At 63.3% G+C, this 24,554-nt stretch carries 22 protein-coding genes; 11 read left to right on the top strand and 11 right to left on the bottom strand.

Annotated features, from left to right (window positions below):
• Window positions 1-9 precede the first annotated feature (9 nt).
• The 4 genes from MESS2_RS02170 to MESS2_RS02155 form a co-directional block, all read right to left on the bottom strand.
• On the bottom strand, window positions 10-813 hold the full coding sequence (locus tag MESS2_RS02170) for an isocitrate lyase/PEP mutase family protein (protein WP_008872412.1): 804 nt from the start codon (window positions 811-813) through the stop codon (window positions 10-12).
• Window positions 814-965: 152 nt separating this feature from the next.
• Window positions 966-1,622, bottom strand: coding sequence for an HAD family hydrolase (locus MESS2_RS02165; RefSeq protein WP_008872411.1), 657 nt, complete (start codon window positions 1,620-1,622; stop codon window positions 966-968).
• A gap of 4 nt (window positions 1,623-1,626) precedes the next feature.
• Window positions 1,627-2,112 (bottom strand): dUTP diphosphatase, encoded by a 486-nt coding sequence (gene dut / locus MESS2_RS02160; RefSeq protein WP_008872410.1) that lies wholly within the window; start codon window positions 2,110-2,112, stop codon window positions 1,627-1,629.
• 84 nt (window positions 2,113-2,196) lie between these two features.
• A complete protein-coding gene (locus MESS2_RS02155; protein WP_008872409.1) occupies window positions 2,197-2,667 on the bottom strand; it encodes an Lrp/AsnC family transcriptional regulator in 471 nt (156 codons plus the stop codon).
• A gap of 114 nt (window positions 2,668-2,781) precedes the next feature.
• On the opposite strand from MESS2_RS02155, the gene MESS2_RS02150 reads away from it, so the two are divergent.
• Both MESS2_RS02150 and MESS2_RS02145 read left to right on the top strand, forming a co-directional pair.
• Entirely contained in the window at window positions 2,782-3,036 is a 255-nt protein-coding gene (locus MESS2_RS02150; RefSeq protein ID WP_008872407.1) for a DUF6356 family protein, read from the top strand.
• Window positions 3,037-3,628: 592 nt separating this feature from the next.
• Window positions 3,629-5,002 carry an amidase gene (locus MESS2_RS02145; RefSeq protein WP_008872405.1) on the top strand — a complete coding sequence of 458 codons (1,374 nt, stop codon included), beginning with the start codon at window positions 3,629-3,631 and terminating at the stop codon, window positions 5,000-5,002.
• Between the two features lie 88 nt (window positions 5,003-5,090).
• On the opposite strand, the gene MESS2_RS02140 is transcribed toward MESS2_RS02145, so the two are convergent.
• Window positions 5,091-6,164, bottom strand: coding sequence for an NAD(P)/FAD-dependent oxidoreductase (locus tag MESS2_RS02140; protein ID WP_008872404.1), 1,074 nt, complete (start codon window positions 6,162-6,164; stop codon window positions 5,091-5,093).
• A gap of 141 nt (window positions 6,165-6,305) precedes the next feature.
• Here MESS2_RS02140 and MESS2_RS02135 point away from each other — a divergent pair, with 141 nt between their 5' ends.
• Complete coding sequence (locus MESS2_RS02135; protein WP_008872403.1) at window positions 6,306-7,898, top strand: peptide chain release factor 3; 1,593 nt, start codon at window positions 6,306-6,308, stop codon at window positions 7,896-7,898.
• Between the two features lie 45 nt (window positions 7,899-7,943).
• Here MESS2_RS02135 and MESS2_RS02130 read toward each other — a convergent pair whose 3' ends face one another.
• Window positions 7,944-8,414 (bottom strand): VOC family protein, encoded by a 471-nt coding sequence (locus MESS2_RS02130; protein WP_008872402.1) that lies wholly within the window; start codon window positions 8,412-8,414, stop codon window positions 7,944-7,946.
• 252 nt (window positions 8,415-8,666) lie between these two features.
• Here MESS2_RS02130 and ilvD point away from each other — a divergent pair, with 252 nt between their 5' ends.
• On the top strand, window positions 8,667-10,511 hold the full coding sequence (gene ilvD, locus MESS2_RS02125; RefSeq protein ID WP_008872401.1) for a dihydroxy-acid dehydratase: 1,845 nt from the start codon (window positions 8,667-8,669) through the stop codon (window positions 10,509-10,511).
• 158 nt (window positions 10,512-10,669) lie between these two features.
• Here the strand turns inward: ilvD and MESS2_RS02120 are convergent, their stop codons facing one another.
• On the bottom strand, window positions 10,670-12,424 hold the full coding sequence (locus MESS2_RS02120) for an ABC transporter ATP-binding protein (RefSeq protein WP_008872400.1): 1,755 nt from the start codon (window positions 12,422-12,424) through the stop codon (window positions 10,670-10,672).
• A 177-nt stretch (window positions 12,425-12,601) separates the two neighbouring features.
• Between MESS2_RS02120 and MESS2_RS02115 the strand changes: the two genes are divergently transcribed.
• On the top strand, window positions 12,602-13,885 hold the full coding sequence (locus MESS2_RS02115) for an amidohydrolase family protein (protein WP_008872399.1): 1,284 nt from the start codon (window positions 12,602-12,604) through the stop codon (window positions 13,883-13,885).
• Window positions 13,886-14,003: 118 nt separating this feature from the next.
• Window positions 14,004-14,276: a hypothetical protein gene (locus MESS2_RS02110; protein WP_008872398.1), complete on the top strand. Its 273-nt coding sequence runs from the start codon at window positions 14,004-14,006 to the stop codon at window positions 14,274-14,276.
• A 2-nt stretch (window positions 14,277-14,278) separates the two neighbouring features.
• On the opposite strand, the gene MESS2_RS02105 is transcribed toward MESS2_RS02110, so the two are convergent.
• A complete protein-coding gene (locus MESS2_RS02105; RefSeq protein WP_157357578.1) occupies window positions 14,279-14,824 on the bottom strand; it encodes a hypothetical protein in 546 nt (181 codons plus the stop codon).
• A 216-nt stretch (window positions 14,825-15,040) separates the two neighbouring features.
• Between MESS2_RS02105 and MESS2_RS02100 the strand changes: the two genes are divergently transcribed.
• Window positions 15,041-15,964, top strand: coding sequence for a DMT family transporter (locus MESS2_RS02100; RefSeq protein WP_008872396.1), 924 nt, complete (start codon window positions 15,041-15,043; stop codon window positions 15,962-15,964).
• A gap of 11 nt (window positions 15,965-15,975) precedes the next feature.
• Here the strand turns inward: MESS2_RS02100 and MESS2_RS02095 are convergent, their stop codons facing one another.
• Window positions 15,976-16,878, bottom strand: a complete 903-nt coding sequence (locus MESS2_RS02095) for a phosphotransferase family protein (RefSeq protein WP_008872395.1) — start codon at window positions 16,876-16,878, stop codon at window positions 15,976-15,978.
• Window positions 16,879-16,992: 114 nt separating this feature from the next.
• Between MESS2_RS02095 and MESS2_RS02090 the strand changes: the two genes are divergently transcribed.
• Window positions 16,993-17,625: a class I SAM-dependent DNA methyltransferase gene (locus tag MESS2_RS02090; RefSeq protein WP_008872394.1), complete on the top strand. Its 633-nt coding sequence runs from the start codon at window positions 16,993-16,995 to the stop codon at window positions 17,623-17,625.
• A 2-nt stretch (window positions 17,626-17,627) separates the two neighbouring features.
• Here MESS2_RS02090 and MESS2_RS02085 read toward each other — a convergent pair whose 3' ends face one another.
• Entirely contained in the window at window positions 17,628-20,081 is a 2,454-nt protein-coding gene (locus tag MESS2_RS02085; RefSeq protein ID WP_008872393.1) for a GcvT family protein, read from the bottom strand.
• Window positions 20,078-20,968: a phosphotransferase family protein gene (locus tag MESS2_RS02080; protein WP_008872392.1), complete on the bottom strand. Its 891-nt coding sequence runs from the start codon at window positions 20,966-20,968 to the stop codon at window positions 20,078-20,080. Before MESS2_RS02080 ends, MESS2_RS02085 begins: the two co-directional genes overlap by 4 nt.
• A 436-nt stretch (window positions 20,969-21,404) precedes the next feature.
• On the opposite strand from MESS2_RS02080, the gene MESS2_RS02075 reads away from it, so the two are divergent.
• The 3 genes from MESS2_RS02075 to MESS2_RS02065 all read left to right on the top strand — a co-directional run bounded on the left by MESS2_RS02075 (window position 21,405) and on the right by MESS2_RS02065 (window position 24,438).
• Entirely contained in the window at window positions 21,405-22,181 is a 777-nt protein-coding gene (locus MESS2_RS02075) for a DeoR/GlpR family DNA-binding transcription regulator (RefSeq protein WP_008872391.1), read from the top strand.
• A 48-nt stretch (window positions 22,182-22,229) separates the two neighbouring features.
• Complete coding sequence (locus MESS2_RS02070) at window positions 22,230-23,156, top strand: LysR family transcriptional regulator (protein WP_008872390.1); 927 nt, start codon at window positions 22,230-22,232, stop codon at window positions 23,154-23,156.
• A 127-nt stretch (window positions 23,157-23,283) separates the two neighbouring features.
• Window positions 23,284-24,438 carry an ABC transporter substrate-binding protein gene (locus MESS2_RS02065; protein WP_040591848.1) on the top strand — a complete coding sequence of 385 codons (1,155 nt, stop codon included), beginning with the start codon at window positions 23,284-23,286 and terminating at the stop codon, window positions 24,436-24,438.
• Window positions 24,439-24,554: the final 116 nt, after the last annotated feature.

Below are 24,554 nucleotides of genomic sequence, written 5' to 3'. Positions count from 1 at the left end.
TCGGCCTGTCTAATCTGAAGTTCTGGCAAACAGCGCCTGCAGCTTGCTGAACGGCATGGCGGCACGGGTGAAGCCGAACGTGCCGTCCTGCTGGATCTCGCGTGCCGCCGTTTCCAGCATGCCGAAGGCGAAATTGGTCAGCCAGGGCCCGAGGGAAATGCGCTTGACGCCTGCCAAAGCGAGATCGGCAATGGTGAAGCCGGGCCTCGCCATGACGTTGACCGGCTTGCTCACCGACGAGCAGATGGTCTGCACCGTCTCGATATCACCGATGCCCGGCGCATAGAGCACGTCGGCGCCGGCCTTTTCGAAGGCCTGCAGCCGCTTGATCGTGTCGTCGATGTCGGTCTTGCCCCAGAGGAAATTCTCGGCCCGCGCGGTGAAGACGAAATCAACCTTCAGCGCCCGTGCCGCCTCCGCCGCCGCCGCGACGCGCTCGACGGCATGCGAAAAATCGTAGATCGGCTTGTCGGGTTCGCCGGTATGGTCCTCGATCGAGCAGCCGGCGAGGCCCGCCGCTTCGGCCGCGAAGATGGTCTCGGCGGCACTTGTGGCGCTGTCGCCCTTGCCCTTTTCGAGGTCGGCCGAGACCGGCAGGGTAGTCGCCGCCGTCACCTCGCGGCAGTGATGGATCATGGCGTCGAAGGTCACCGCGCCGTCGGGCAGGCCGCGCGAAAAGGCAAAGCCGGCGCTGGTCGTCGCCAGCGCCTGGAAGCCGAAGGAGGCGAGCAGCTTCGTCGTGCCGACATCCCAGGGATTGGGCATGACGAAGATCGAGGCATGCAGGTCGCGAAAGATCTTGCCCTTGTCCATGAATGCTCCTCTTCAGATGCGAAGATGTGAAGGGGGATTCTAGCGTGCCGATTTGCGCCGGGCAAACGAATGCGATTGGCGCAGAAGCGTTTGGCGTTTTCTGCTGACAATTTGTCCAGTGTCCGTCGTGCAATGAGGCGTTGGCAGTCCGATCAGTGGATCGGCACCAATCCTGCCAACTCGCGCATGTCGTCGAACAGGATGCCGCCGGCTCCGGCAAGGCCGTCGCGGTCGGAATAGGGGTCGCCGTGATAGGAAAACACCCGCATGCCGGCGGCGATGCCGGCTTGCGTTCCGGCGACGCTGTCCTCGATGACGATGCAGTCGGCGGGCGCGAAGCCCATCGTGCTGGCGGCGTGCAGGAACAGGTCGGGAAACGGCTTGCCGCGCGACACCATGGTCGAGCTGAACAGCGCATGTTCAAACAGCGGCAAAAGCCCGGTCTGGCCGAGCGTGATGTGCATTTTCGATACCCGTGCCGAGGAGGCAACGCAGGTGGCAATGCCGGCCGCGCGCACGGCCTCGATGAAGTCCCGGACGTAAGGGATCGCTTCGACGCCATGCGCGAACAGGTCCGGCAGACCGGCGTTCCAGCGCTCGACGAAATCGGCGCCGAGGCTGACGCCGGTCGCCTCGACCTCCTTCTGCACCGAAACCATGCTGCGGCCGGAAAAATGCTTGCGGCAATATTCGAAGCTGGCGGGAAAACCCGCGGCGCTCAGCCACTCGGCGAGGCGTCGATTGGCCAGGTTCTCGGTGTCGACCAGAACCCCGTCGCAATCGAAGATGACGAGTTTGGGTATTTTCATTTCGCTACGCCGTGCCGGTCGATCCGAACCCGCCCGAGCCCCGCGCCGTGCCGCCGGCCAATGTGCGCTCCTCGACCGTCGCCTGCATCACCGATGTAAAGACGATCTGGGCGATCCGCATCCCGCGCGTCACCGCGAAATCCTCGTCGCCGAGATTGATCAGCAACACCTTCACCTCGCCGCGATAGTCGCTGTCGATGGTGCCCGGCGTGTTGAGGCAGGTGAGGCCGTGCTTGAAGGCGAGGCCCGAGCGCGGCCGGACCTGGCCTTCCACGCCCTCCGGGATTTCCAGGATCAGCCCGGTCGGCACCAGCGCGCGTTTCCCGGGCAGGATCAGCATCGGTCGATCGTCCGGCACCGCCGCGCGCAGATCCATGCCGGCCGCACCTGCACTTTCATAGGCCGGCAGCGGCAGGCCTTCGCCATGCGGCAGCCTGACGAAACCGACGGAGGGGCCGATGACGGGAGTGGGATAAAAGGCTGCGCGCATGAGACCGATCCTATCGGCGCTAATGCCGATTAGGTCAACTCGGCCGCGATGCTATCAACGGCTTTCTTTCGCCGTGGTTCCCTGTCAGCGCACCTCCATCGGCACGATCGTCGTCTCCTTGATCTCCTCCATGACGAAGGAGGCCGAAACATCCGACAGCGCCACCTTGGCGATCAGCCGCTGGTAGAGCCGGTCATAAGCCTTCATGTCGGCGACGCGGGCCCTGAGCACATAGTCGAGATCGCCCGACATCCGGTAAACCCCGGTGATCTCGGGGAACCCGGTCACCGCCGCGCGGAATTTCTGCAGCCAGTCCGGATCGTGGTTGGAGGTGCGGATCAGGATGAACACCGATAGGCCGAGCCCAAGCTTGTCGGCGTCGACCAGCGCCACCCGCCCGGTGATTACGCCGTCTTCCTCCAGCCGCTTGACGCGGCGCCAGCAGGCATTGCGCGACAAAGCCACCCGTTCCGACAATTGGTCGACCGACAGCGTGCCGTCGCGCTGTAGTTCGGCCAGCAGTCTTCGATCGATTTCATCGATATCGGGCGCCATTTGGGATGTTTGTCCCAAAACAGCACCGGAAACAAGGACAATTTGAGACCAATGAACCGCGAGCCCGTGCCAGGATACTCGACATCGGGGCTTATCCCGGCAGGAGGGATCACCATGACGACACGGCTTGCAAGTCTCTTCACCTCTCACCCGGCCAAGGTGGGTGAGACCTATTTCAGCCATATGGCCTTTGCCGCGTGGTTCTGTTCGCGCCTGTCCATGGCCGCGGGCGCCGCTTTCGTTCACGCTTTCTTGCCATTTCTGTTTGAGACTACGGCCAGCCGCATCGTTCGTGAACTCTACGAGCGCACGAACAACAGAGGCACACACGCGGTCAAGGAGCCGGCGGCTCTCATGGATCGCGCCTGAGGGAAGATTAAGCGATGTGCCGGTGGGCGGCCTGTCTTGGTGAAGCGGTCTTCCTCGAGGACATCATCGCGGCGCCCTGCCACTCGCTGATCGCCCTGAGCCACTACGCCCAGGAAGCCAAGTTGCCGACCAATGGCGAGCGCCGACGCTCTACACTTCCGCCTTTGGCAAAGGCGCTGGCCGCTGCATCGTATCAGAACCCTTCGACGGCAACGGCGGCGACTGGCAGGCGATCCCGCCATCGAGTTTCGTCACCATCACCAAGACCGGGATGACGATCCGACCGTTCGCGCCGGCACCGGCAAGGCTGGCCCTGGTCGTTTAGTTCTTCGCGGCAAGTCCGCGGGACAGCGCGCGCCTCTGTCCTGCCGGACATCTCCCCCACGAGAGGGGAGATTGGCAGCTTCGCCGACCGCGCCACTCGTTCAACGTTGGAGATTGGCGAAAGCCATCGCGACATCCAATCCGACCTCGACAGACTCCGGCAGCGCAATCCCGATCAAGCGCCAACCGTCCTCGAATGCTGAACATGGCTTGAAGCCGCGCCGCCGTCCGCCATTTGACAAGGCGAGCGCAAGCCGGAGCATCGATCATGGACCTCGTCTTCTCTTCGACCGTCGAACTGGCCGCCGCAATCCGCGATCGCAAGATTTCCGCTGTGGAAGCGCTGGATGCGCACCTGGCCGAGATCGACAGGCACAACGAGGCGGTCAACGCCGTCGTCACGCTCGACCGGGAAGGGGCCCTCGAACGGGCGAAAATGGCCGACGCGGCAGTGGCGCGCGGCGACGTTCTCGGACCTTTGCACGGCGTACCGTTTACGCTGAAGGACATGCACGAGACCGCGGGCATGAAGACCACGGTCGGCTTTCCACCCTTTGCCGGCTATGTCGCCGGACAGGACAGCCCGGTGGTCGTCAGGCTGAGGGCGGCCGGTGGCGTTCTGCTCGGCAAGACCAATGTCGCGACAATGCTGGGAGACTGGCAGTCGGACAATCCGCTGTTTGGCCGAACCAGCAATCCGTGGGATTTGTCGCGCACCGCGGGCGGCTCCAGTGGCGGCGCCGCGGCAGCACTCTGCGCCGGTATGACGGCGTTCGAGGTCGGCACCGACATGCAGGATTCGATCCGTTTGCCGGCTGCCTTCTGCGGCGTCTATGGCCTGAAGCCGACCGAGCATCGCGTCTCGCTCGCCGGTGCCTTTCCCGATCCGGGCGGCGCGGCACGCAGCGTGCGGCTGATGTCGTGCCTAGGGCCGCTGGCGCGCAGCGCCGAGGATCTGGCGCTGATCTATGGAATTATCGCCGGGCCGGATGGCCACGACACCGACCTTGCGCCGGTGCCGGTCGAGGACATGCCGAAGCTTGGCCTCAAGACGTCGCGTATCGCCTTTGCCCCCTCCTTTCCCGGACTTCCGGTGGCTGGCGAGATCAGTGCCGCCGTTGAAAATCTGGCAAGGCGGCTTCATCAGGCAGGCGCGAGCGTCGAGGAAGCAAGACTGCCAAAGCTCGACCTGCACGACGACCTGGCTGAGGGCGGTACGCTGATCGGCATGATGCTGGAGGCCGCGCAGCCGGAGCCGCCTGAGCATCCGACCTCAGTCACGCGCTGGTTCGCGGCACTCGCCCGCCGCGACCGCTCGATCCTTGCCTGGGACCGGTTCTTCGGAAGCTGCGATGCCTTGCTGTGTCCCGTCGCCATGACCACGGCATTCCCGCATTGCACGCCGGGGACGCCGATCGAGGTCGACGGCAAGGAGCAAAGCTACTGGATGCTGCCGGCCTATGGCGCGGTGTTCAACTACAGCGGCCACCCGGCGCTAGCTATGCCGTGCGGGCAGGATAGCGACGGCCTGCCGATTGGCCTGCAACTCGTCGGCCAGCGCTGGTCGGAGTCGCGGCTGCTCGGCATCTCCAAGGCGATGGCGCCGCTGACCGGCGGTTTTATCCGGCCACCTGGTTATTAGAGCGCCGCGCGTCCAACTGGACGCGCAAAGGACGCTCTAACACTTTGAGTTGGCGCATGACCCCGGAAACCGATTCCGGCTTCCGGGGTCATGCGCTAGTGAAGCGTGACAACCCGTAGCGCGCCAACAGCGGGTCGCGTTCACCGTCGACGATCTCCCTAGCAGCGAACAGGCCGACTGCGGGCGCCAGCGTGATGCCGGAATGCATGACCGCGACGTATAGACCGGGCGCGCCCTCGGCGCGGCCGATGACCGGAAAGCCGTCGATCGGCGTTGGCCGGTAGCCGATTGTATGGAAATCCAACTCCAGCCCGTCGGCGCCGCGCAGCATGGCTTTCGTTGCCGCGAAGAGGTCGCGCGCGGTGGCCTCGGCATCCGTGCCCGGATCGCCACCGCCGAAATCGGAGCCGGCGATGATGCGGCCCTCCGCCGTTTGGCGCATATGCAACCGCTCGGCCAGAACCAGGCCGTTGAGCAATTTTTCATAGGGGCGTGAATGGACAATCAGGCCTGGCGGCGTTTCGATCGGCAGTTTTACTCCCGCGGTCGCTGCGATGTCCGGCGACCCGACACCGGCCGCGATCACCACCTCGTCGGCGGCAATCAGCCCCGCGGGCGTGTCCACCCCGACAACCCTGTCTTTGGTCTGCGTCAGTGCGGTCACAACCGTTCCAGTCAGGATGCGAGCACCTCGCCGTTCAACATCAGCCAGCAGTGCGCGCGTGGTGGCGACAGGTTCGGCAACACCTTCCCCAGGCACATAAAGGGCGAAATCAGGAGGTTCGGCCAGATTGGGTTCGATGCGCGCCGCTTGTTCGCGGCCGATACGTTCGATGCCATAGCCCCAGGACAAATGCTCTGTGGCGTAGGCTTCGAGCCTGTCCGCCGGCAGGTCCCAGCACAGGCCGCCGCACCAGACGAGCGGCAGGCCGGGCACGTCCTGCGCCAGCCGCGACCATTCAGCCATGGAACGGGTACGCAGCCGGAAATAGACCTCGGGATTGCCCCAGCTGGCGTTGATCCAGGCAAAGGAATTCCGCGTGGCGAGACCGCCGGCGGCGCTATCGGCAATGACCGTCACTCGCGCTCCGGCCCTCGCCAGATGCCACGCGATAGAGGCACCAACGATGCCGGCACCGATGACGATGACTTGCTTGCTCATGCTGGACCTCTTCGGAACCGTGTCTTCTGATGCCATTGCGGCGAGCCTATCTCAAGTGCGGGCAAGGCCTGTTCGGCCAAAACCGTCGACAGGACGGAAAAGCGCTGCTAGAAGCCCGCGCCACAGACAGGATTCCAGACATTGGCTGAAGACATCGAAAACGCGGTATCGCGCCGCCGCACGTTCGCGATCATCGCGCATCCCGACGCCGGCAAGACGACGCTGACCGAAAAGCTGCTGCTGTTCGGTGGCGCCATCCAACTGGCCGGCGAGGTCAAGGCCAAGAAGGACCGCATCCAGACCCGGTCCGACTGGATGAAGATCGAGCGCGAGCGCGGCATTTCCGTCGTCACTTCGGTGATGACCTTCGAGTATGAGGACAATGTCTTCAACCTCTTGGACACGCCCGGCCACGAGGATTTCGCCGACGATACCTACCGCACGCTCTCGGCGGTTGACTCGGCCGTCATGGTCATCGATGCCGCCAAGGGCATCGAGCCGCGCACGCTGAAACTGTTCGAGGTCTGCCGGCTGCGCGACATCCCGATCATCACCTTCGTCAACAAGATGGACCGCGAAAGCCGCGACCCGTTCGAGATACTCGACGAGATCGAACAGAAGCTGGCGCTCGACACAGCACCCATCACCTGGCCGATCGGTCGGGGAAAAACCTTCTCCGGCACCTACCATCTGGCGCTGAACGCCGTGCGCAAGGGCGACGCCGAGAAGGAGCGGACGCCGGTTAACGGCCCCGATTCCAATCGCGTCGCCGGGCTTTTGCCGGAAAACGAGCGCGAGGCCTTCATCGAGGAACTGGAGCTCGCGCGGGAAGCGTGCAGACCCCTTGATATAGAAGCCTTCCGCGAGGGTCACCTGACGCCGGTCTATTTCGGTTCGGCGCTGCGCAATTATGGCGTGCGCGACCTGATCGAGGCGCTCGGCGCGTTCGGGCCGCCGCCGCGTGCGCAGGAGGCCGACAGCCGCAAGGTCGAGGCGACCGAGGAGAAGATGACCTCCTTCGTCTTCAAGATACAGGCCAACATGGACCCCAATCACCGCGACCGCATCGCCTTCGTCCGTGTCTGCTCGGGCAAGCTCGAGCGCGGCATGAAGGCCAAGCTGGTGCGCACGGGCAAGCCGATGAGCCTGTCGGCGCCGCAATTCTTCTTCGCCCGCACCCGCGTCACCGCCGACGAGGCCTTTGCCGGCGACGTTGTCGGCATCCCCAATCACGGCACGCTGCGCATCGGCGACACACTGACCGAAGGTGAGGAAATCCTGTTCCGCGGTGTGCCCAATTTCGCCCCGGAAATCCTGCGCCGTGTCCGTCTCGGCGATGCGATGAAGGCCAAAAAGCTCAAGGAAGCACTGCATCAGATGGCCGAGGAAGGCGTCGTGCAGCTGTTTTCGCCGGAGGACGGCTCGCCGGCAATCGTCGGCGTCGTCGGCGCCCTGCAGCTCGACGTGCTCAAGGAACGGCTTAACTTCGAATACACGCTGCCGGTCGATTTCGAGATGTCGCGCTTTTCCGTCTGCCGCTGGATCTCTGCCGACGACAAGGCTGAGGTCCAGCGCTTTATCGAGGCGCATCGCGGCGACATTGCCCGCGACCTCGACAACGACCCGGTGTTCCTCGCCCAGCACGCCTTTTCGCTCAATTACGAGGCCGAGCGCTGGAAGGCGATCCGTTTTGCGGCGGTGAAGGATTATCAGGTCCGCGACAAGGCGGCATGAGCTGCGGCCCTTCCCCCTTGTGGGAGAAGGGACGAGCGCGTTCGATCACCCCCTGGCTGCCTCTTCGATCTTGGCGATGTCGATCTTGGTCATCTGCATCATCGCCTGCATGACACGGCCGGCCTTTTCCGTATCCGGGTCCAGCAGCAGCTTCGGCAATTGCTCGGGAACGACCTGCCAGGAAAGGCCGAACTTGTCCTTCAGCCAGCTGCACTGGCTGGGCTCGCCACCACCCTCGATGAGCCTGTCCCAGAAATGGTCGACTTCTTCCTGCGTCTTGCAGTTGATGGAGAGCGAGACTGCCTCGGTGAACTTGAATTGCGGCCCGCCGTTGAGCGCCTGGAATTCGACGCCGTCGAGTTCGAACGAAGTCACAAGAACCTTGCCTTCGCTGGGACTGCCCTCGGGCCAACGCATCACGCTCAGCACCTTCGAATTCTTGAAGATGGAGATGTAGTGGTTCATGGCCTCCTCGGCCTGACCGTCGAACCACAGGCAGGGGGTGATCTTTTGCATGTCTTGCTCCTCGGGCTGTTGCAGTTGGCTATCACAGTGAAACGGCCTGGCTTGGCGTTGGTATTTTGCCCTGCCGTTTGCCCAAGGACGCTCGGGCGGCACGCAATCCGACAGAGTCATCAGATTTTCTCGGGAACATCTGGCGCACCGCAAAATTGTGGCCAGACCAGGCTTCGGCGTCTATAACGCCTGCGGTCCGATTCAGCGCCGCCGCGCCATCCCTCGGCGCGGCCAGCCAGCTAAGGAAAGTTCATGCCCGCCTATCGTTCCCGCACCACCACTCACGGCCGCAACATGGCCGGCGCCCGCGGCCTGTGGCGCGCCACCGGCATGAAGGATTCTGATTTCGGCAAGCCGATCATCGCCGTGGTCAATTCCTTCACCCAGTTCGTGCCGGGCCACGTCCACCTCAAGGACCTTGGGCAGCTGGTGGCGCGCGAGATCGAAAAGGCCGGCGGTGTCGCCAAGGAGTTCAACACCATCGCCGTCGATGACGGCATCGCCATGGGCCATGACGGCATGCTCTATTCGCTGCCGTCGCGTGAGCTGATCGCCGACTCCGTCGAATACATGGTCAACGCGCATTGCGCCGACGCCATGGTCTGCATCTCCAATTGCGACAAGATCACGCCTGGCATGTTGATGGCCTCGCTGCGCCTCAACATCCCGACCGTCTTCGTCTCCGGCGGCCCGATGGAAGCCGGCAAGGTGGTGCTCGCCGGCAAGACGCAGGCGCTCGATCTGGTCGACGCCATGGTCGCGGCCGCCGACGACAAGATCTCCGACGAGGACGTCAAGGTCATCGAGCGCTCGGCCTGCCCGACCTGCGGTTCCTGCTCGGGCATGTTCACCGCCAATTCGATGAATTGCCTGACCGAGGCGCTGGGCCTGTCGCTGCCCGGCAACGGCTCGACGCTGGCGACCCACGCCGATCGCAAGCGTCTCTTCGTCGAGGCCGGCCATCTCGTTGTCGATCTCGCCCAGCGCTATTACGAGCAGGACGACGACACCGCGCTGCCGCGCAGCATCGCCTCCAAGGGCGCCTTCGAGAACGCCATGACGCTCGACATCGCCATGGGCGGCTCGACCAATACCGTGCTGCACATACTGGCGGCCGCGCATGAAGGCGAGGTCGACTTCACCATGGAAGACATCGACCGGCTGTCGCGGCGGGTTCCGGTGCTGTGCAAGGTGGCGCCGGCAAAATCCGACGTCCATATGGAGGATGTCCATCGTGCCGGTGGCATCATGGCGATCCTCGGCCAGCTCGACAGTGCCGGCTTGATCAATCGCGATCTGCCGACCGTGCATACGGCAAGCCTCGGCGAGGCGCTCGACCATTGGGACATTTCGCGCACGACCAGCCAGAATGTCCGCGACTTCTTCCTCGCGGCGCCAGGCGGCGTGCCGACGCAGGTCGCCTTCAGCCAGGACCGCCGCTGGGACGAACTCGATCTCGACCGCGAGAAGGGCGTCATCCGCTCGGCGCAGACGCCTTTCTCGAAAGACGGCGGCCTTGCCGTGCTGAAGGGCAATCTGGCGCTTGACGGCTGCATCGTGAAGACCGCCGGCGTCGATGAGTCGATCCTGAAATTCACCGGGCCGGCGCGGGTGTTCGAAAGCCAGGACGCCTCCGTGAAAGCGATCCTCTCGAACGAGATCAAGGCCGGCGACGTCGTCGTCATCCGCTATGAAGGGCCGCGCGGCGGCCCCGGCATGCAGGAAATGCTCTACCCGACCAGCTATCTGAAGTCGAAGGGCCTGGGCAAGGCCTGCGCGCTGGTCACCGATGGCCGCTTCTCCGGCGGCACGTCAGGCCTGTCGGTCGGCCATGTCTCGCCGGAAGCGGCGGAGGGCGGACTGATCGGGCTGGTCAGGGAAGGCGACACGATCGAGATCGACATTCCCAATCGCACCATTCGTCTTGCGGTCAGTGACGCCGAACTGGCCGCGCGTCGCGCGGCTATGGAGGGCAGGGGTGCCTTGGCCTGGAAACCCGAGGAGAAGCGCAAGCGCAAGGTGACGACGGCCTTGCGGGCCTATGCCGCCTTCGCCACCAGCGCCGACAAGGGTGCTGTGAGGCACGTGCCGGAGTAGGTTGCGCCCTGGCCCCCTCATCCGCCCGCTTCGCGGCCACCTTCTCCCACTGGGGAGAAGAGGCAGGGGCCGGCGTTGGCGATCTCTTCTCCCCTCGGGGAGAAGGTGGCCCGAAGGGCCGGATGAGGGGGCCTGGCTCCCACGTCGGGCAACCCGCCTCACGGCATCAACTGATACTCATAAAGCTTCTGATAAAGCCCGCCCTGCTTGAGCAAGGTTTTGTGCGGGCCGCTTTCCACCACCTTGCCGGCCTCCAGAACCACGATCGTGTCGGCCTGGTGCACAGTCGACAGCCGGTGCGCGATGACGATCGTCGTGCGCCCGACCGTCAGTTGCTGCAGCGCGTCGCGGAACAGCGCCTCGGATTCGGCGTCGAGCGCGCTGGTCGCCTCGTCGAGCAGCAGGATCTCCGCATTGCGCAGCATGGCGCGCGCGATCGAGATGCGCTGGCGCTGGCCGCCGGAAAGCAGCGCGCCGTTCTCGCCCACATCCGTCTCATAGCCTTTCGCCAGGGCATTGATGAAGTCATGCGCATTGGCGGCCCTGGCGGCGGCGATCACCTCGTCGTCGGTGGCGTCCTGACGCCCAAGCCGGATATTGTGCATGATCGTGCCGGCAAACAGGAACGTGTCCTGGCTGACATAGGCGATCTTTTCCCTGAGCGAAGCGATGGTTGCGTCGGAGATGTCCTGGCTGTCGAACAGCACCTTGCCGCTCTGCGGGTCGTACATGCGCATGATCAGATTGAGGATGGTCGACTTGCCGCCGCCCGATGGCCCGACCAGCGCCGTCATCTTGCCGGCCGCCAGCGTCAGGTCGAGCCCCTCGAACACCGGCGGGCTTTCCGGATAGGCAAAGCTGACATCCTCGAACCGGATTTCGCCCGGCCCCGGCCGCAGCGGCTTGGCATCCGGCTTTTCGGCCAGCGTCAGCGGCCGGTCGGCGAGTTGGAACATCATGCGCACGCCGACGATGCCCGTCTCCAGCGATATGCGCACGCGGGCCAGGCGCTTGGCCGGTTCATAGGCAAGCAGCAGCGCCGCGATGAAGGCCATGATGTTGCCCGGCATCTGGCCGCCCTGCAGGACCAGCAGGCCGCTGACCAGAATGGCGCCGGAGATCGCCAGTCCGGCAAGCGTTTCCATCACCGGGCTGGTGGCGGCCTCCAGTGTGGCAATGTTGTTGGCGCGGTTCTCGACATCGGACACCGCCTTGTACATGCGCTTGCGCATCGCGCCTTCGAGACCGAAGGATTTGACGACACGCACGCCGATTGCCGTTTCCTGCATCACCTGCACGATCTGGCCGAGCGAGCGGAATTCCTGCGCGGCGATCTTGCGGACACGCTTCAGGATGCGGTTGACGCCGTAGATGGCTACTGGCCCGACGACGAAGCAGATCAGGGACAGCGCCGGCTGCTGCCAGACCATGACCCCCACCAGGACAAGCAAGGTCAACAGGTCGCGCACATAGGACGTGACGACGAGGTCGAGCACGCTGCGCGCCGCCTGCGCGTTGTTGGTCATGCGGGTGATCAGGTCGGACGACGAGGTCGAATGGTAGAATTCGATGCCTTGCTCCAGGATGCGGTCGTAGATCTTGCGTTGCCGTTCGGCGATGATGCTGTTGCCGACCCGGCTCATGAAGTAGGCCTGGACGAAATTGGCGATGCCCTTGGCGACGAAGATCGCGGCAACCGTCGCGGCAATCCAGTTGACGCGCTCTACCCTCTTGTAGATCACGAATTCATTGGTGATTTCGCGCAGGATCCAGGCGCTGGCGCCCGTCGTCGCGGCCACCACCAGCATCGACGCTATGGCGGCGCCATAACCAAACTTGTGCTCGCGGAAGGATTCCCTGACCAGCCTTGCGATAAGGCGCTGGTTTTCCGTCGAACGGAAGAAGCGAAACAAATGGCTGATCCCATGCCTGGCTAAGACGAATTTCGGATTCGCCACGGGGGCGAAAGGCGGCTTATAGAGCGAGTTGCGTCCGGATGGAACCTTCTACCCCCGTTGAAACAAACGGCTGCGGCAAGCTGTCTTTTGCGCCACGATGACACGGTGATTCCTAGAAGAGGATGGCGACAGATGGATTTCGACCTTATCGTGCGAGGCGGCACGCTGCCCGACGGCACGATTGCCGACATCGGCATTATCGGCGAGACGATCGCGACGATCGAGCCTGAACTGAACGTCACCGCGGGCACGGCGGTCGATGCCCATGGCAATCTGGTCTCGCCGCCCTTCGTCGATCCGCATTTCCACATGGACGCCACGCTCTCCTACGGCATCCCGCGCATCAATGCGTCGGGCACGCTGCTGGAGGGCATCTCGCTGTGGGGCGAGTTGAAGCCGCTGTTGACCCATGAGGCGGTGCGCCAGCGCGCACTCGCCTATTGCGACTGGGCGGTATCCATGGGCCTGCTCGCCATCCGCACCCATGTCGATGTCTGCGACGACAGGCTGCTGGCGGTCGAAGCCCTGCTCGATGTGAAGAAGACGGTCGCGCCCTATATCGACCTGCAACTGGTCGCCTTCCCGCAGGATGGATTCTACCGCTCGCCGACGGCGCGCGACAATACCATCCGCGCGCTTGACCTTGGCGTCGACATCGTTGGCGGCATTCCGCATTTCGAGCGGACCATGGCCGACGGCACGCGTTCGGTGACGGAACTGTGCGAAATCGCGGCAAACCGCGGGCTGATGGTCGACCTGCATTGCGACGAGACCGATGACCCGCTGTCGCGCCATATCGAACAGCTGGCCTATGAAACGCAACGCCTTGGTTTGCAGGGCAGGGTGGCCGGCTCGCACCTCACCTCCATGCATTCGATGGACAATTACTACGTCTCCAAGCTGTTGCCGATGATCGCCGAGGCGGGCGTGTCGGCGATCCCCAATCCGCTGATCAACATCATGCTGCAGGGCCGCCACGACAATTTTCCCAAGCGCCGAGGCCTGACCCGCGTCAAGGAGATGCTGGCCATGGGCATCCGTGTCGGCTGGGGCCAGGATTGCGTGCTCGACCCCTGGTATTCGCTGGGCACCGCAGACATGCTCGACGTCGCCTTTATGGGCCTGCACGTCGCCCAGATGTCGAGCCCCGCCGACATGGCGCGCTGCTTCGACATGGTCACCAATGTCAACGCCGCAATCATGGGCCTTGACTACCTTGGCTTGGCCGTCGGCAAGCGCGCCAACCTCGTTGTCCTCGATGCCGGCAATCCGGTCGAGGCGATACGCTTGCGCCCTGAGCGTCTGTGTGTCATCGCCAGGGGCAAGGTGGTTGCGGAGCGGACGAAGCAGGAGACACGGCTGTCGATCGCCGGCCGGCCGGCGCAGGTGAACCGCAGGCACAAGACGGCCTGTTGAGCCGAACTCGGCAGGCCCAACAGGCCGGCCTCTCTGCGTCAAGGCTCTCCGCTTCGCTTGGTCACAATTAAGTCTACAATAAACCTCCACTTTAAGGTGTTGAGAGGAGGATTATGCGATGTGGCAAAAGACTGTGATGGTGGCCACGCTGGCGCTGCTCTGCACGGGCTGCATGACGGCGCAGGATCGTCGCGCCGCCGATGAGGCGAAATGCCGGTCCTACGGCTTCACCAAGAAGAATGACGCCTTCGCCGAATGCCTGCAGCGCATCGATCTCGAGCGGCGCGCGGAGTTGCGAAGCGCCTCGGCTTTCGATTCGTGGGAGAGGCCGGTGATCTATCGCCCGGTCATCATCCGGCCGCGGCCCCCAGCCGAACCGGCAGCACAATGACTTCAGTCGGGAAGAGCAGCTAATAGGCGCTCAAGATTGACTCCTTGGCCTCCTTGCGCGGTATCTGCCGAAGTCGTCTTACTGCGCCCGACTTCCTTTTGAGCTAGGGAAACAAATTGCCTGACGTTCTCGTAGGCTAGGCGCGCCAGCCGATCTCGCCTTTGGGTGTCAGACTTAAACCAATCTTTTGAGATTTCATGGGCGACTACCAGAGGGTCTAGAATCTTGGGGCGGTAGCCTCTGTAGGCCGCTGGCTTAGCGGCGCCGTATGTGTCAAGAATCTGATTCTTGAAGAAAATTCTCCCTTTTCCGGTCAATATCGACGAATTAAAACACAATTCCACCAGTCGTTCTCTTTTTTGCTTTTCGCTGATGACATCAGTGGGCACTGAAATAACTAGATAGACCTCTTGAAGGTTGGAGATAACGTCATTGCCCCACGCTGTAACGTGGTCGATTCTGTATTCTCCTTTTTTGAACTGGCTCCAGGCAACAAATATCGCCACAGCAGATAGAACTGCTGAAGCTACCGCAGCATAGGATTCCATCAAAACATCCCCCTATAACAATGCATTGCTAGCATTTTTTTGTCTCGTGCGCGAGACCTTGAGAGCTCCCGACAAGCCAACTACACACGAGGATTCAATGAACTGCAGGTCAGTCGAATTTGCATAGTTGGCCTTGTCGGGCAGCTTGATTTCGCTCGCCACGTTGCCGCTGCCGCTGTACCAACCGCCTTACCCGCCCGCCGCCGAAAGGAACTGATGTCGGTCATGGCAGTCACCGAGAAACTCACGATCAGGAATGTGCTGCTGGTGGGCATTCTGCTGATGCTGGCCGGCGATTTCCTGTTTGCGTTGAACGATGCGATGGGCAAATGGCTGGTTGCCAGCTTTTCCGTCGGCCAGGTCGTGCTGATCCGCTCGCTCGGCGCCTTTTTCGTGCTTGGCCCGATGATCGCCAATCAGGGCGCCGGCAAGCTGTTTCGCGTGGAGCGTATCGAATTGCAGGTTTTGCGGGTCGTCATGACGACGCTCGACACCGCGCTGTTCTATGCTGCCGTCGTCTATCTGCCGCTCGCCGACGTCATGAGCTTCTACATGGCCGGGCCGATCTATGTTGCCGCACTTTCCCATCTTCTGCTCGGCGAAAAGGTCGGCTGGCGCCGCTGGGTGGCGATCCTGGTCGGCTTCTGCGGCGTGCTGATCATGCTGAAACCATCGTCGTCGGCGTTTTCGCTGTCCTCGATCTTTGCGGTGGTCGGAAGTATTTCGTTCGCCTTCGCCATCATCCTCAACCGCCGGCTGCGTGGCACCAGCGACACCTCGCTCGTCACCTGGCAGACCATCGGCACGCTGCTGGTCGGTGCGGTGCTGACCATCGGCAATTGGCAGACGCCATCCGCACTTGATTTCGGCGCCATGCTGCTGCTCGGCATCGTCTCCTGCGGCGCGCATCTGATGATCACCAGGGCGCTGAAGCTGGCGCCGGCGTCGACGCTGGCGCCGCTGCACTACACGCTGCTCTTGTGGGCGGTGGTCTTCGGGCTGGTGTTCTTCGGCGACGTTCCCGGCCCCCGCATCCTGATTGGCTCGGGCGTCATCGTTCTCGCCGGCCTGTTCATCTTCCACCGTCAGAAGGTGGTCGACACGGTGCCGCCTGAGAACGTGCCGAAGGGCGTGAATTGAACCGAGCCGGTTTAACCTTCGTGCACCACCGCCAGATGCTTTGAAAACTCAGGCGTTTCCATCAGCGCCTTGCAGCGTGCGAACCGCCCGTCGGCATAGGCGCGGAAATCGTCGACAGGGTTGTTGTTGGCAAGCTGGATCAGCCCCCACAACGTCCACAGGAGATCGCACATCGCCTTGTAGATGACGACACGGCCGCGCTCCGCCGGCGTCGGTTCGCCGTCGAAATAGGCACGCATCATCTCTTCGTCCTGTGTCGCGTCGAACTGTCCTTCGACGCTGAGGTCGCCGAGGTCCCACAGCGGATCGTTCATCCCCGAATACTCCCAGTCGACGATCCACATCCGCTCGCCCGTATCGAGGAAGTTCTCGCACAGCGGATCGCAATGGCAGGCGGCAAGCGGCAGAGGATGCGCTGCAAGCGCCCCCCGCACCGTCCCGGCTTCGCGCACGACGTCGTGGTAGCCGGCGGGCAACGCGACATCCTTCGTCGACAGCACCTTCAGATAGTCGTCGATCATCGCAAACAGCTCGAATCGAAAGGGGAAGACCGCACCCGATGTATGCAGTTTGCGTAAGGCTTCGGCGGCGCGCGCCGGGCTGCCTGGCCGGATCTTGAACTTTTCCGGCGACATCGTCTCGGCGCCGGCGATAAAGCGCGTGACCATGATGCCCGTCTTGCCGTCGGCATGCAGCACTTCGGGGCTGACGCCGGCCTTGGCGGCTTCCTGCGCCGCCACCGCCTCATTGGCGCGGTTGATATATTCCTCGGTGCTCATGCCGGGGATGCGCAGGCAGGCATCTCCGGCCCTGAAGACGAAATTGGTGAGGCCGCCAAGGCGTTCCAGCGGCCCGTTATAGCCGGCCAGCATCGGAATGGCCGCAAGCCTCGCGCGTGCCTCGTCAACCACCACCGCTTCGCCCTTCTTTTCACAGCGTTATTTTCTCGCGGCGACGGTTCCACAATTTTCGCCATTTGGCTATCATTCGGATGGCGTATGAGCCCACGAGTCGGCGGACGGGACCGGATGACGGACAAAAAGAACAAAGGCGCGCTCGCCGCTGCCTATGCGGCGAAGCGGCCCGAGGACGTGGCGGCCCTCTATGACAGCTGGTCCGATACCTACGACGCCGACATGTCGGCGGCCGGTTATCGCCATCCGACAATCTGCCTTGCCTTGCTTGCCCGCCATCTGCCGCGCGGCGCGGCACCGCTGCTCGATGCCGGGGCGGGCACCGGCCTCATCGGCGAATGGCTTGCCATTACGGGCTATCCGCAAGTCGAGGCGCTCGACATTTCGGAAGGCATGCTGGCCCAGGCCACGCGCAAGGGCGTCTATTCGGCGCTTCACTGCCTGGCGCTCGGCGGGCCGCTGCCTTTCGCCGATGATGCCTATGCCGGGATCGTATCGGCCGGCGTCTTCACCTCGGGCCATGTCGGCGTCGAGGGGCTGGACGAACTGATCCGCATCAGCCGGCCGGGTGGCATCATCGTGCTGACGGTCAAGAACACGCTGTGGGACGCAGGATTTGCCGCGCGCATCGCCGAGATCGAGGCGAAGGGCATCATAACGCGAGCCGAGGAAACGCCGCCCTATGTCTCGATGCCGGGTGAGACGGATACCGTGCCCAGCCGCGGCCTCGTTCTGCGCGTAAGCTGAAGCTACGCCTTGACCCTTGATCCGGCTGGATCGTAAAGCGGCTGAAGGTGAATCCGTGCCGGTGTCCGTTCGATCGCCACCACCAGCTCGTAGTCGCCGGAGGCGAGAAAATCATCGCTGACGCCGTCGGCGTTGCGCACATAGCCGTAACCGATGTTCTTGCCGACCGTGTAGCCATAGCCGCCGCTGGTTAGATAACCCACCGGCTCGCCATTGCGCAGGATCGTCTCGCGCCCGAGCAGCACGGTTTCCGGATTATCGACCGTGAAACCGGCAAAGCGTTTTTTCAGCGCCGCACCGTTGATCTTTTCAAGCGCCCGCCGGCCGACGAAATCCGTGTTCTTCCTGAGCTTCACCGCCCAGCCAAGGCCCGCTTCCTCTGGCGTGTCGTTGGGCGTGATATCGGCTCCCCAGGCGCGGTAGCCCTTCTCCAGCCGCAGCGATTCCAGCGCCCGGTAGCCGACGGGGCGGATATTGTATGCCTCCCCCGCTTTCATCAGCGCATCGAAGACCTCGCCCGCCGCCGCGATCGGCACATGCAGCTCCCAGCCGAGTTCGCCGACATAGGTGACACGCAGCGCCCTTATCGTGTGGCCGGCGACAGCAATCTCGCGCGCATGGCCGAACGGGAAGCCGGTGTTCGACACATCCGCAGCGGTTACCGCGGCCAGCACATCGCGGGCGCGCGGCCCCATCAGCGACAGCGTACCGAAATCCTCAGTGACATCGGTGAGCCGGACGTCAAGCTCCTTGCCGACATGGTCGCCGATCCAGGAGAAATCATGCGTGCGGAAAGCGGTGCCGGTGACGATGTAGAATTTCTCCTCGCCGAGCCGCGCCACCGTCAGGTCGGCCTCGATGCCGCCGCGCGTGTTGAGAAGCTGCGTGTAGGTCAACCGGCCGATCGGCTTGGCGACGTCGTTGGCGCAGATCCAGTCAAGCGCCTTCTGCGCATCGGCGCCGCACATCTCGTATTTGGCGAAGGACGATTGGTCGAAAATGCCGACGTTTTCGCGCACATGCCGGTGCTCGTCGCCGACGGCCGAAAACCAGTTCTGCCGGCCCATCGAATAGACGTCCTCAGGCCCGACGCCTTCGGGGGCGAACCAGTTCGGCCGCTCCCAGCCGAGCTTCGAGCCGAACACCGCACGGTGCTCTTGCAGCCGCGCATAGAGTGGCGAGACGATGCGCGGCCGGCCTGAAAGATATTCCTCATGCGGGAAGCCGATCGTGTAGTGCTTGCCATAGGCTTCCAGCGTGCGGTCGCGGACCCATTGCCGGTCGCGGTGCAGGCCCGAAAAACGCCTGATGTCGACCACCCACAGGTCGAGCGGCGCTTCGCCGTCAACCACCCATTGCGCCAGCACCCAGCCGGCGCCGCCGCCGGACGCGATGCCAAACGCGTTGAAGCCGGCGCCGACGAACATGTTGGCGCATTCGGGTGCGACGCCGAGGATGAAATTGCCGTCCGGCGTGAAACTCTCCGGCCCATTGATCATCTGCTTGACGCCGGCGCTTTCCAGCGCGGGAATCCGCGCGATCGCCTGGTTCATATGCTGCTCGAAATGATCGTAATCGTCATCGAACAGCCGGAACTCCCAGGCATCGGGCACATCGCCGCCGGGCAGGCCGGTCGTCCAGGCCTGCGGATTGGGCTCATAGCCGCCCATCACCAGCCCGCCGACCTCTTCCTTGAAATAGGTGCGGCGATCCGGGTCGCGGATGGTCGGCGCGTCGCTCGCCAGTCCCTCGATCTTCGAGGTGATGATGTACTGGTGCTTCACCGCTTGCAGCGGCACGTTGATGCCGGCCAGCGCCCCGACCTGCCGCGCCCATTGCCCGGCGCAGTTCACCACCTTGTCGCAGGCGATGTCGCCCTTGCTGGTCTTCACCGCGCTGATGCGGCCATCCTTCATCTCGAAGCCGGTGACGCGGACATCCTCGAACAGCCTGGCGCCATGCATGCGTGCGCCCTTGGCCAGCGACTGGGTGATGTCGGAAGGGCTCGCCTGCCCGTCGGTCGGCAGCCAGGAGGCGCCGACGAGATCGCCGGTTTCCAGGAGCGGCCACATCGTCTTGACCTCGGCCGGCGACAGCAACTGCATGTCCATGCCGAAGCTTTTCGCCGTCGTCGCCAGCCGCTTGTATTCGGTCCAGCGGTCGGCATTGGTCGCGAGCCTGAGGCAGCCGGTCATCTTCCAGCCAGTGGCCAGCCCGGTCTCGGCCTCCAACCCCTTGTAGAGATCGACCGAATATTTGAGCACGCGCGTGATCGAGGCCGACGAGCGCAGTTGGCCGACCAGCCCGGCGGCGTGCCAGGTCGAGCCCGAGGTCAGCTTGCCCTGTTCCAGGAGCACGACATCGGCCTTGTGGTCGCGCGCCAGATGATAGGCTGTCGAACAGCCGATGATGCCGCCGCCGATGACCACGATCTCGGCATGGCTGGGCAAGGTCATGATGTCTGCATCCCGTATTTTGTTCTGTAGTTCTCCAGCGCGGCGTCCAGCCGCGTCAGGTTTTCGTCGGTGTAGGCGACGTAATCGACGCCGGGCGGCGCGTTGAGATAAAGCTCGGATACCATGCTCCACATCGCCTCGCGCAGCAGCGACGCACATTGCATGGCCGCGTGCGAGCGGCGGATCGCCTCGTCCGGCTCTTTCATGAAATAGGCGGTGAGGAAGGCGAAGGATTCCTCGTCGCTCAGGCCGGCATTGGAGGCAGCCCCCGCAAGGTCGAACATCGCCGTGTTGAAGCCGGCATATTCGAAATCGATCAGCCACAATCTATGGCCGTCGTCGAGAATATTTGCCGGCAGCAGATCATTATGGCCGAAGACGATCGGCAGCAGTTTCTGCGCCCGCTCGAGTTCGTCCGCCAGGGTCAGAAAGCGCGGCAAGTCGCTCAGCTTGCGGCTGCCACCTTCCTCCAGCGTGCGCGCATAGTCGCGGATAACGTGAAACACCCAGAACATGAAACCGGCGCCCGAGACATGATTGGGCATTTCACGGTGGAAGCCGCGCATCAGGGCGGCGACGCGGCCGATATCGGCGCGCACATCCTCCGCGACATAGGCCTTGGCGCCGAGAAATTCCGTCACCAGGATGCCGGGTTCGTCGTAGCGGACGGCCGGCGCGAAACCGGCGGCATGCGCCGCGCGCGCCGTCATCACCTCGCGTTTGCGAAAGACATGGTGGAACGGATAGTCCTGGCCGAAGCGCACGACATGCCGCCCGGCCGCGTCCTTGACCACATAGTTGGCGTTGCTCAGGCCGCCCGGCAGCGGCGCGATCTCGATCATGCCGGTCCAGCAGGGCAGGGCGCGGATGCGGTCTTCGACAGTCAAGGATTCGTCCCTCGTTTGGCGGGGGGTCAACAAGGCCATGGATGACCCGAAGATGGCAGCCGGCGGTAGGGGGTAATGTGAAAATCTCGTCGGTGCGGGATGCCAGGATTGGTATCCCGCACCGCACCGACGAGCCCCTGTGCCGGGTTCTTCGACGCCGGCATCCGCCCCCGCGGATTCCCAAAATTCCATTTCCCCTGTGCCGGGCGCTTTGCAGGCGTTCGGAAAGGCGAATTTTTGTGCGGCTCGGCCATCGTTTTCCCGCAGCAGTTACGAGCCTGTCACAACGATAATCTCGCGCCATCTGGCCTAGCTTGTCAACGAGAATCTGTGGCTTTTTATGTCTTTTTGCCCGAAATAGTACGAGCTTCTTGTAAGTCTGGGCATATTTGCCGTAAAACCGGTCAGAAACGCAACAGTGCGAGCGGAAAGCCCGATGATCCATTCGAAGCGGCATGGTGAGATCCTGCGTCTCCTGCAGGAGGAGGGCACCGTCACCATCGCCAGCCTGGCCGACCGGCTGGGCGTCTCGCTGGAAACCGTGCGCCGCGACGTCAAGCCGCTCACCAGTGACGGCTCCATCCTGAAGATGCACGGCGCGGTAGGCCTGTCGTCCATGGTCGGCGAGGCACCGTTCGAACGACGCATGCGCGAAAACGCCGACGCCAAGCGGACGATCGCGCGCATGGTCGCGACGACCATCCGCGACGGCGAATCGATCATGCTCGACACCGGCACGACCACCTCTTTCCTTGCCCGCGAGCTGCTTGGCCACCGGCGGCTGACGGTCGTCACCAACTCCTCCGACATCGCCCGCACGCTGGCCACCGTCAACGGCAACAAGGTCTACATGGCCGGCGGTGAGTTGCGCAGCGATTCCGGCGCTGCGTTCGGCGTCTCGGCCATCGAGTTCGTCAGCCGCTTTTCCGTCAGCCATGCCGTGATTTCCACCGGCGCCGTCGATGCCGTCACGGGCGTCATGGATTATGATCTGGAGGAGGCCGAATTCGCCCGCATGGTGCTGTCGCGCGGCCAGCGTTCGCTGGTCATCACCGACCACACCAAGTTCGGCCGCCAGGGTCTTGTCCAGGTCTGCGGTTTCGACGGCTTTTCTGAACTCGCCACCGACCGGCAGCCGCCAAGCGATATCGCCGCGGCCCTTGCCCAGTCCGGCGCGCGGCTGAGCATTGCCGGCAGCGAGAGCGGGATCTGACCCTGTACCCCACTTCCCAGCGCCGCCGCGCCGGTGTTTAGTCCAGCCATGGCTTTCACCATCCGCCAGCTGCAGTTCTTCATCGCCGTCGCCGAGCAGGGCACGGTGTCGGGCGCCGCGCAGAACCTGTCTATCTCGCAATCGTCGGTCACCGAGGCGATCAAGGAGCTGGAAAGCGATCTCGGCGTCGAACTGTTCGAGCGCCACCCACGTGGCCTCAACATCACCCATAAGGGCCACCAGTTCCTGCGCCACGCGACCAAGATCCTGGCCGACGTGTCCGATGCGCGTCGTGCTTTCTTCGGCGAGCAGATCGTGGCCGGCGGCCGCCTGCAGCTTGGCGTCACCTCGCTGGTCGCCGGCTATGTGCTGTCGGATCTTCTCGCCCGCTACCGCCGCGCCTATCCGGGCGTCGAGGTGTCGGCCATCGAGGATAATGGCGACTATCTCGAACACCTGCTGATCGGCGGCAAGCTCGACATCGCTGTGATGGTCACCTCGAATCTGCGCGACCGCACCGCGCTGCAATCGGAAATCCTCGAAGTCTCGGCCTATCGGCTTTGGGTGCCGCTCGGCCATCCGCTGGCCGGCGCCGACATCATCGGCATTGGTGATATCGCCTCGGAGCCACTGATCATGCTGACCGTCGACGAGATCGAGGAGAACACCGGAAAACTGCTGGCGGCAATCGGCGCCAAGCCCCATGTCGCATTCCGCACCCGTTCGGTCGAGGCGGTGCGCAGCCTCGTCGCCACCGGCGCGGGTGTGGCGCTGCTGCCCGACCTGGTCTACCGGCCTTGGTCGCTGGAAGGCGACCGCATTGAATCGCGCGATATTTCCGGCGCCTTGCCGGTCGTCCAGGTCGGCATGGTCTGGCGCCGCGGCTCCGGCCTGCCGCAGGCGGCGCGCGACTTTATCGGGCTCGCCCAGTCGCAGCGTATGGTCCGCCAGCGGCCGGACAAGATCGGCCGATAATCTATCGGTAAAACCGATATCGGCGTTCTGATAAATGAATTTGCGAAACCGGGATTTTCGCAGCACTTTCCTTCCAGGGAACCAAAGCCGCCGTCAACAGTGCGGCTTTTCAAACGGGAGATCGATGATGAATTCATTCCTGAAATCATGCACTGCAATGACGGTTGCGCTGACCTTCTCCGGCCAGGCCATCGCCCAGGTCAAGGAACTCGGCAAGGGCGAAGGCGAGGTCAACATCGTTGCCTGGCCTGGCTATATCGAACGCGGCGAAACCGACAAGGGCTACGACTGGGTGACGTCCTTCGAGAAGGACACCGGCTGCAAGGTCAACGTCAAGACCGCCAACACTTCCGACGAGATGGTCTCGCTGATGAACGAGGGCGGCTTCGACCTTGTCACCGCCTCTGGCGACGCCTCGCTGCGACTGGTTGCCGGCAAGCGCGTCCAGCCGATCAACACCGATCTCGTTCCAAGTTGGAAGACGGTTGACGACCGATTGAAGGACGCCCCCTGGTTCACGGTCGACGGCGTCCATTACGGCGTGCCCTACCAGTGGGGACCGAACGTGCTGATGTACAACACCGACGTCTTCAAGGAAGCGCCGAAGAGCTGGAACGTCGTCTTCGAGGAGATGAACCTGCCCGACGGCAAGTCGAACAAGGGCCGCGTGCAGGCCTATGACGGGCCGATCCACATTGCCGACGCCGCCAACTACCTGATGTTCCACAAGCCGGAGCTCGGCATCAAGGATCCCTACGAGCTGACCGAGGACCAGTATAAGGCTGCACTCGACCTGCTGCGTGTTCAGCGCACGCTGGTCGGTCGCTACTGGCATGACGCCGCCATCCAGGTCGACGACTTCCAGAACGAAGGCGTCGTTGCTTCGGGCTCGTGGCCCTATCAGGTCAACACCCTGGTTGCCGCCAAGAAGCCGGTCTCTTCGACCATACCCGAGGAAGGTGTCACCGGCTGGGCCGACACCACCATGATGGGGGCGGACGCCGCCAACCCGAACTGCGCCTATATGTGGCTGGAGCATTCGCTGTCGCCGAAGGTGCAGGGCGATGTCTCGGCATGGTTCGGTTCGCTGCCCGTGGTGCCCGCCGCCTGCAAGGGCAACGAATTGCTGGGTGACGAAGGCTGCAAGACCAACGGCTACGACAATTTCGACAAGATCAAGTTCTGGAAGACGCCGGTGTCGAAATGCGCCACCGGCAACAACCAGTGCGTGCCCTATTACCGCTGGGTGTCGGACTATATCGGCGTCATTGGCGGGCGGTGATTTAGCCCTACTTTGCTGAGTTCGGCGCCGCCCCTCACCCTTACCCTCTCCCCGTGAAGAACGGGGAGAGGGGGTCGCCAGCGTTGCGACCAGCTCCCTTCTCCCCGTCACTATAC

Source organism: Mesorhizobium metallidurans STM 2683 (genome assembly GCF_000350085.1).
Classification (GTDB): domain Bacteria; phylum Pseudomonadota; class Alphaproteobacteria; order Rhizobiales; family Rhizobiaceae; genus Mesorhizobium; species Mesorhizobium metallidurans.
Note: the sequence above shows the minus strand (reverse complement) of the source record. Positions and strands in the feature narration are given on the sequence as shown.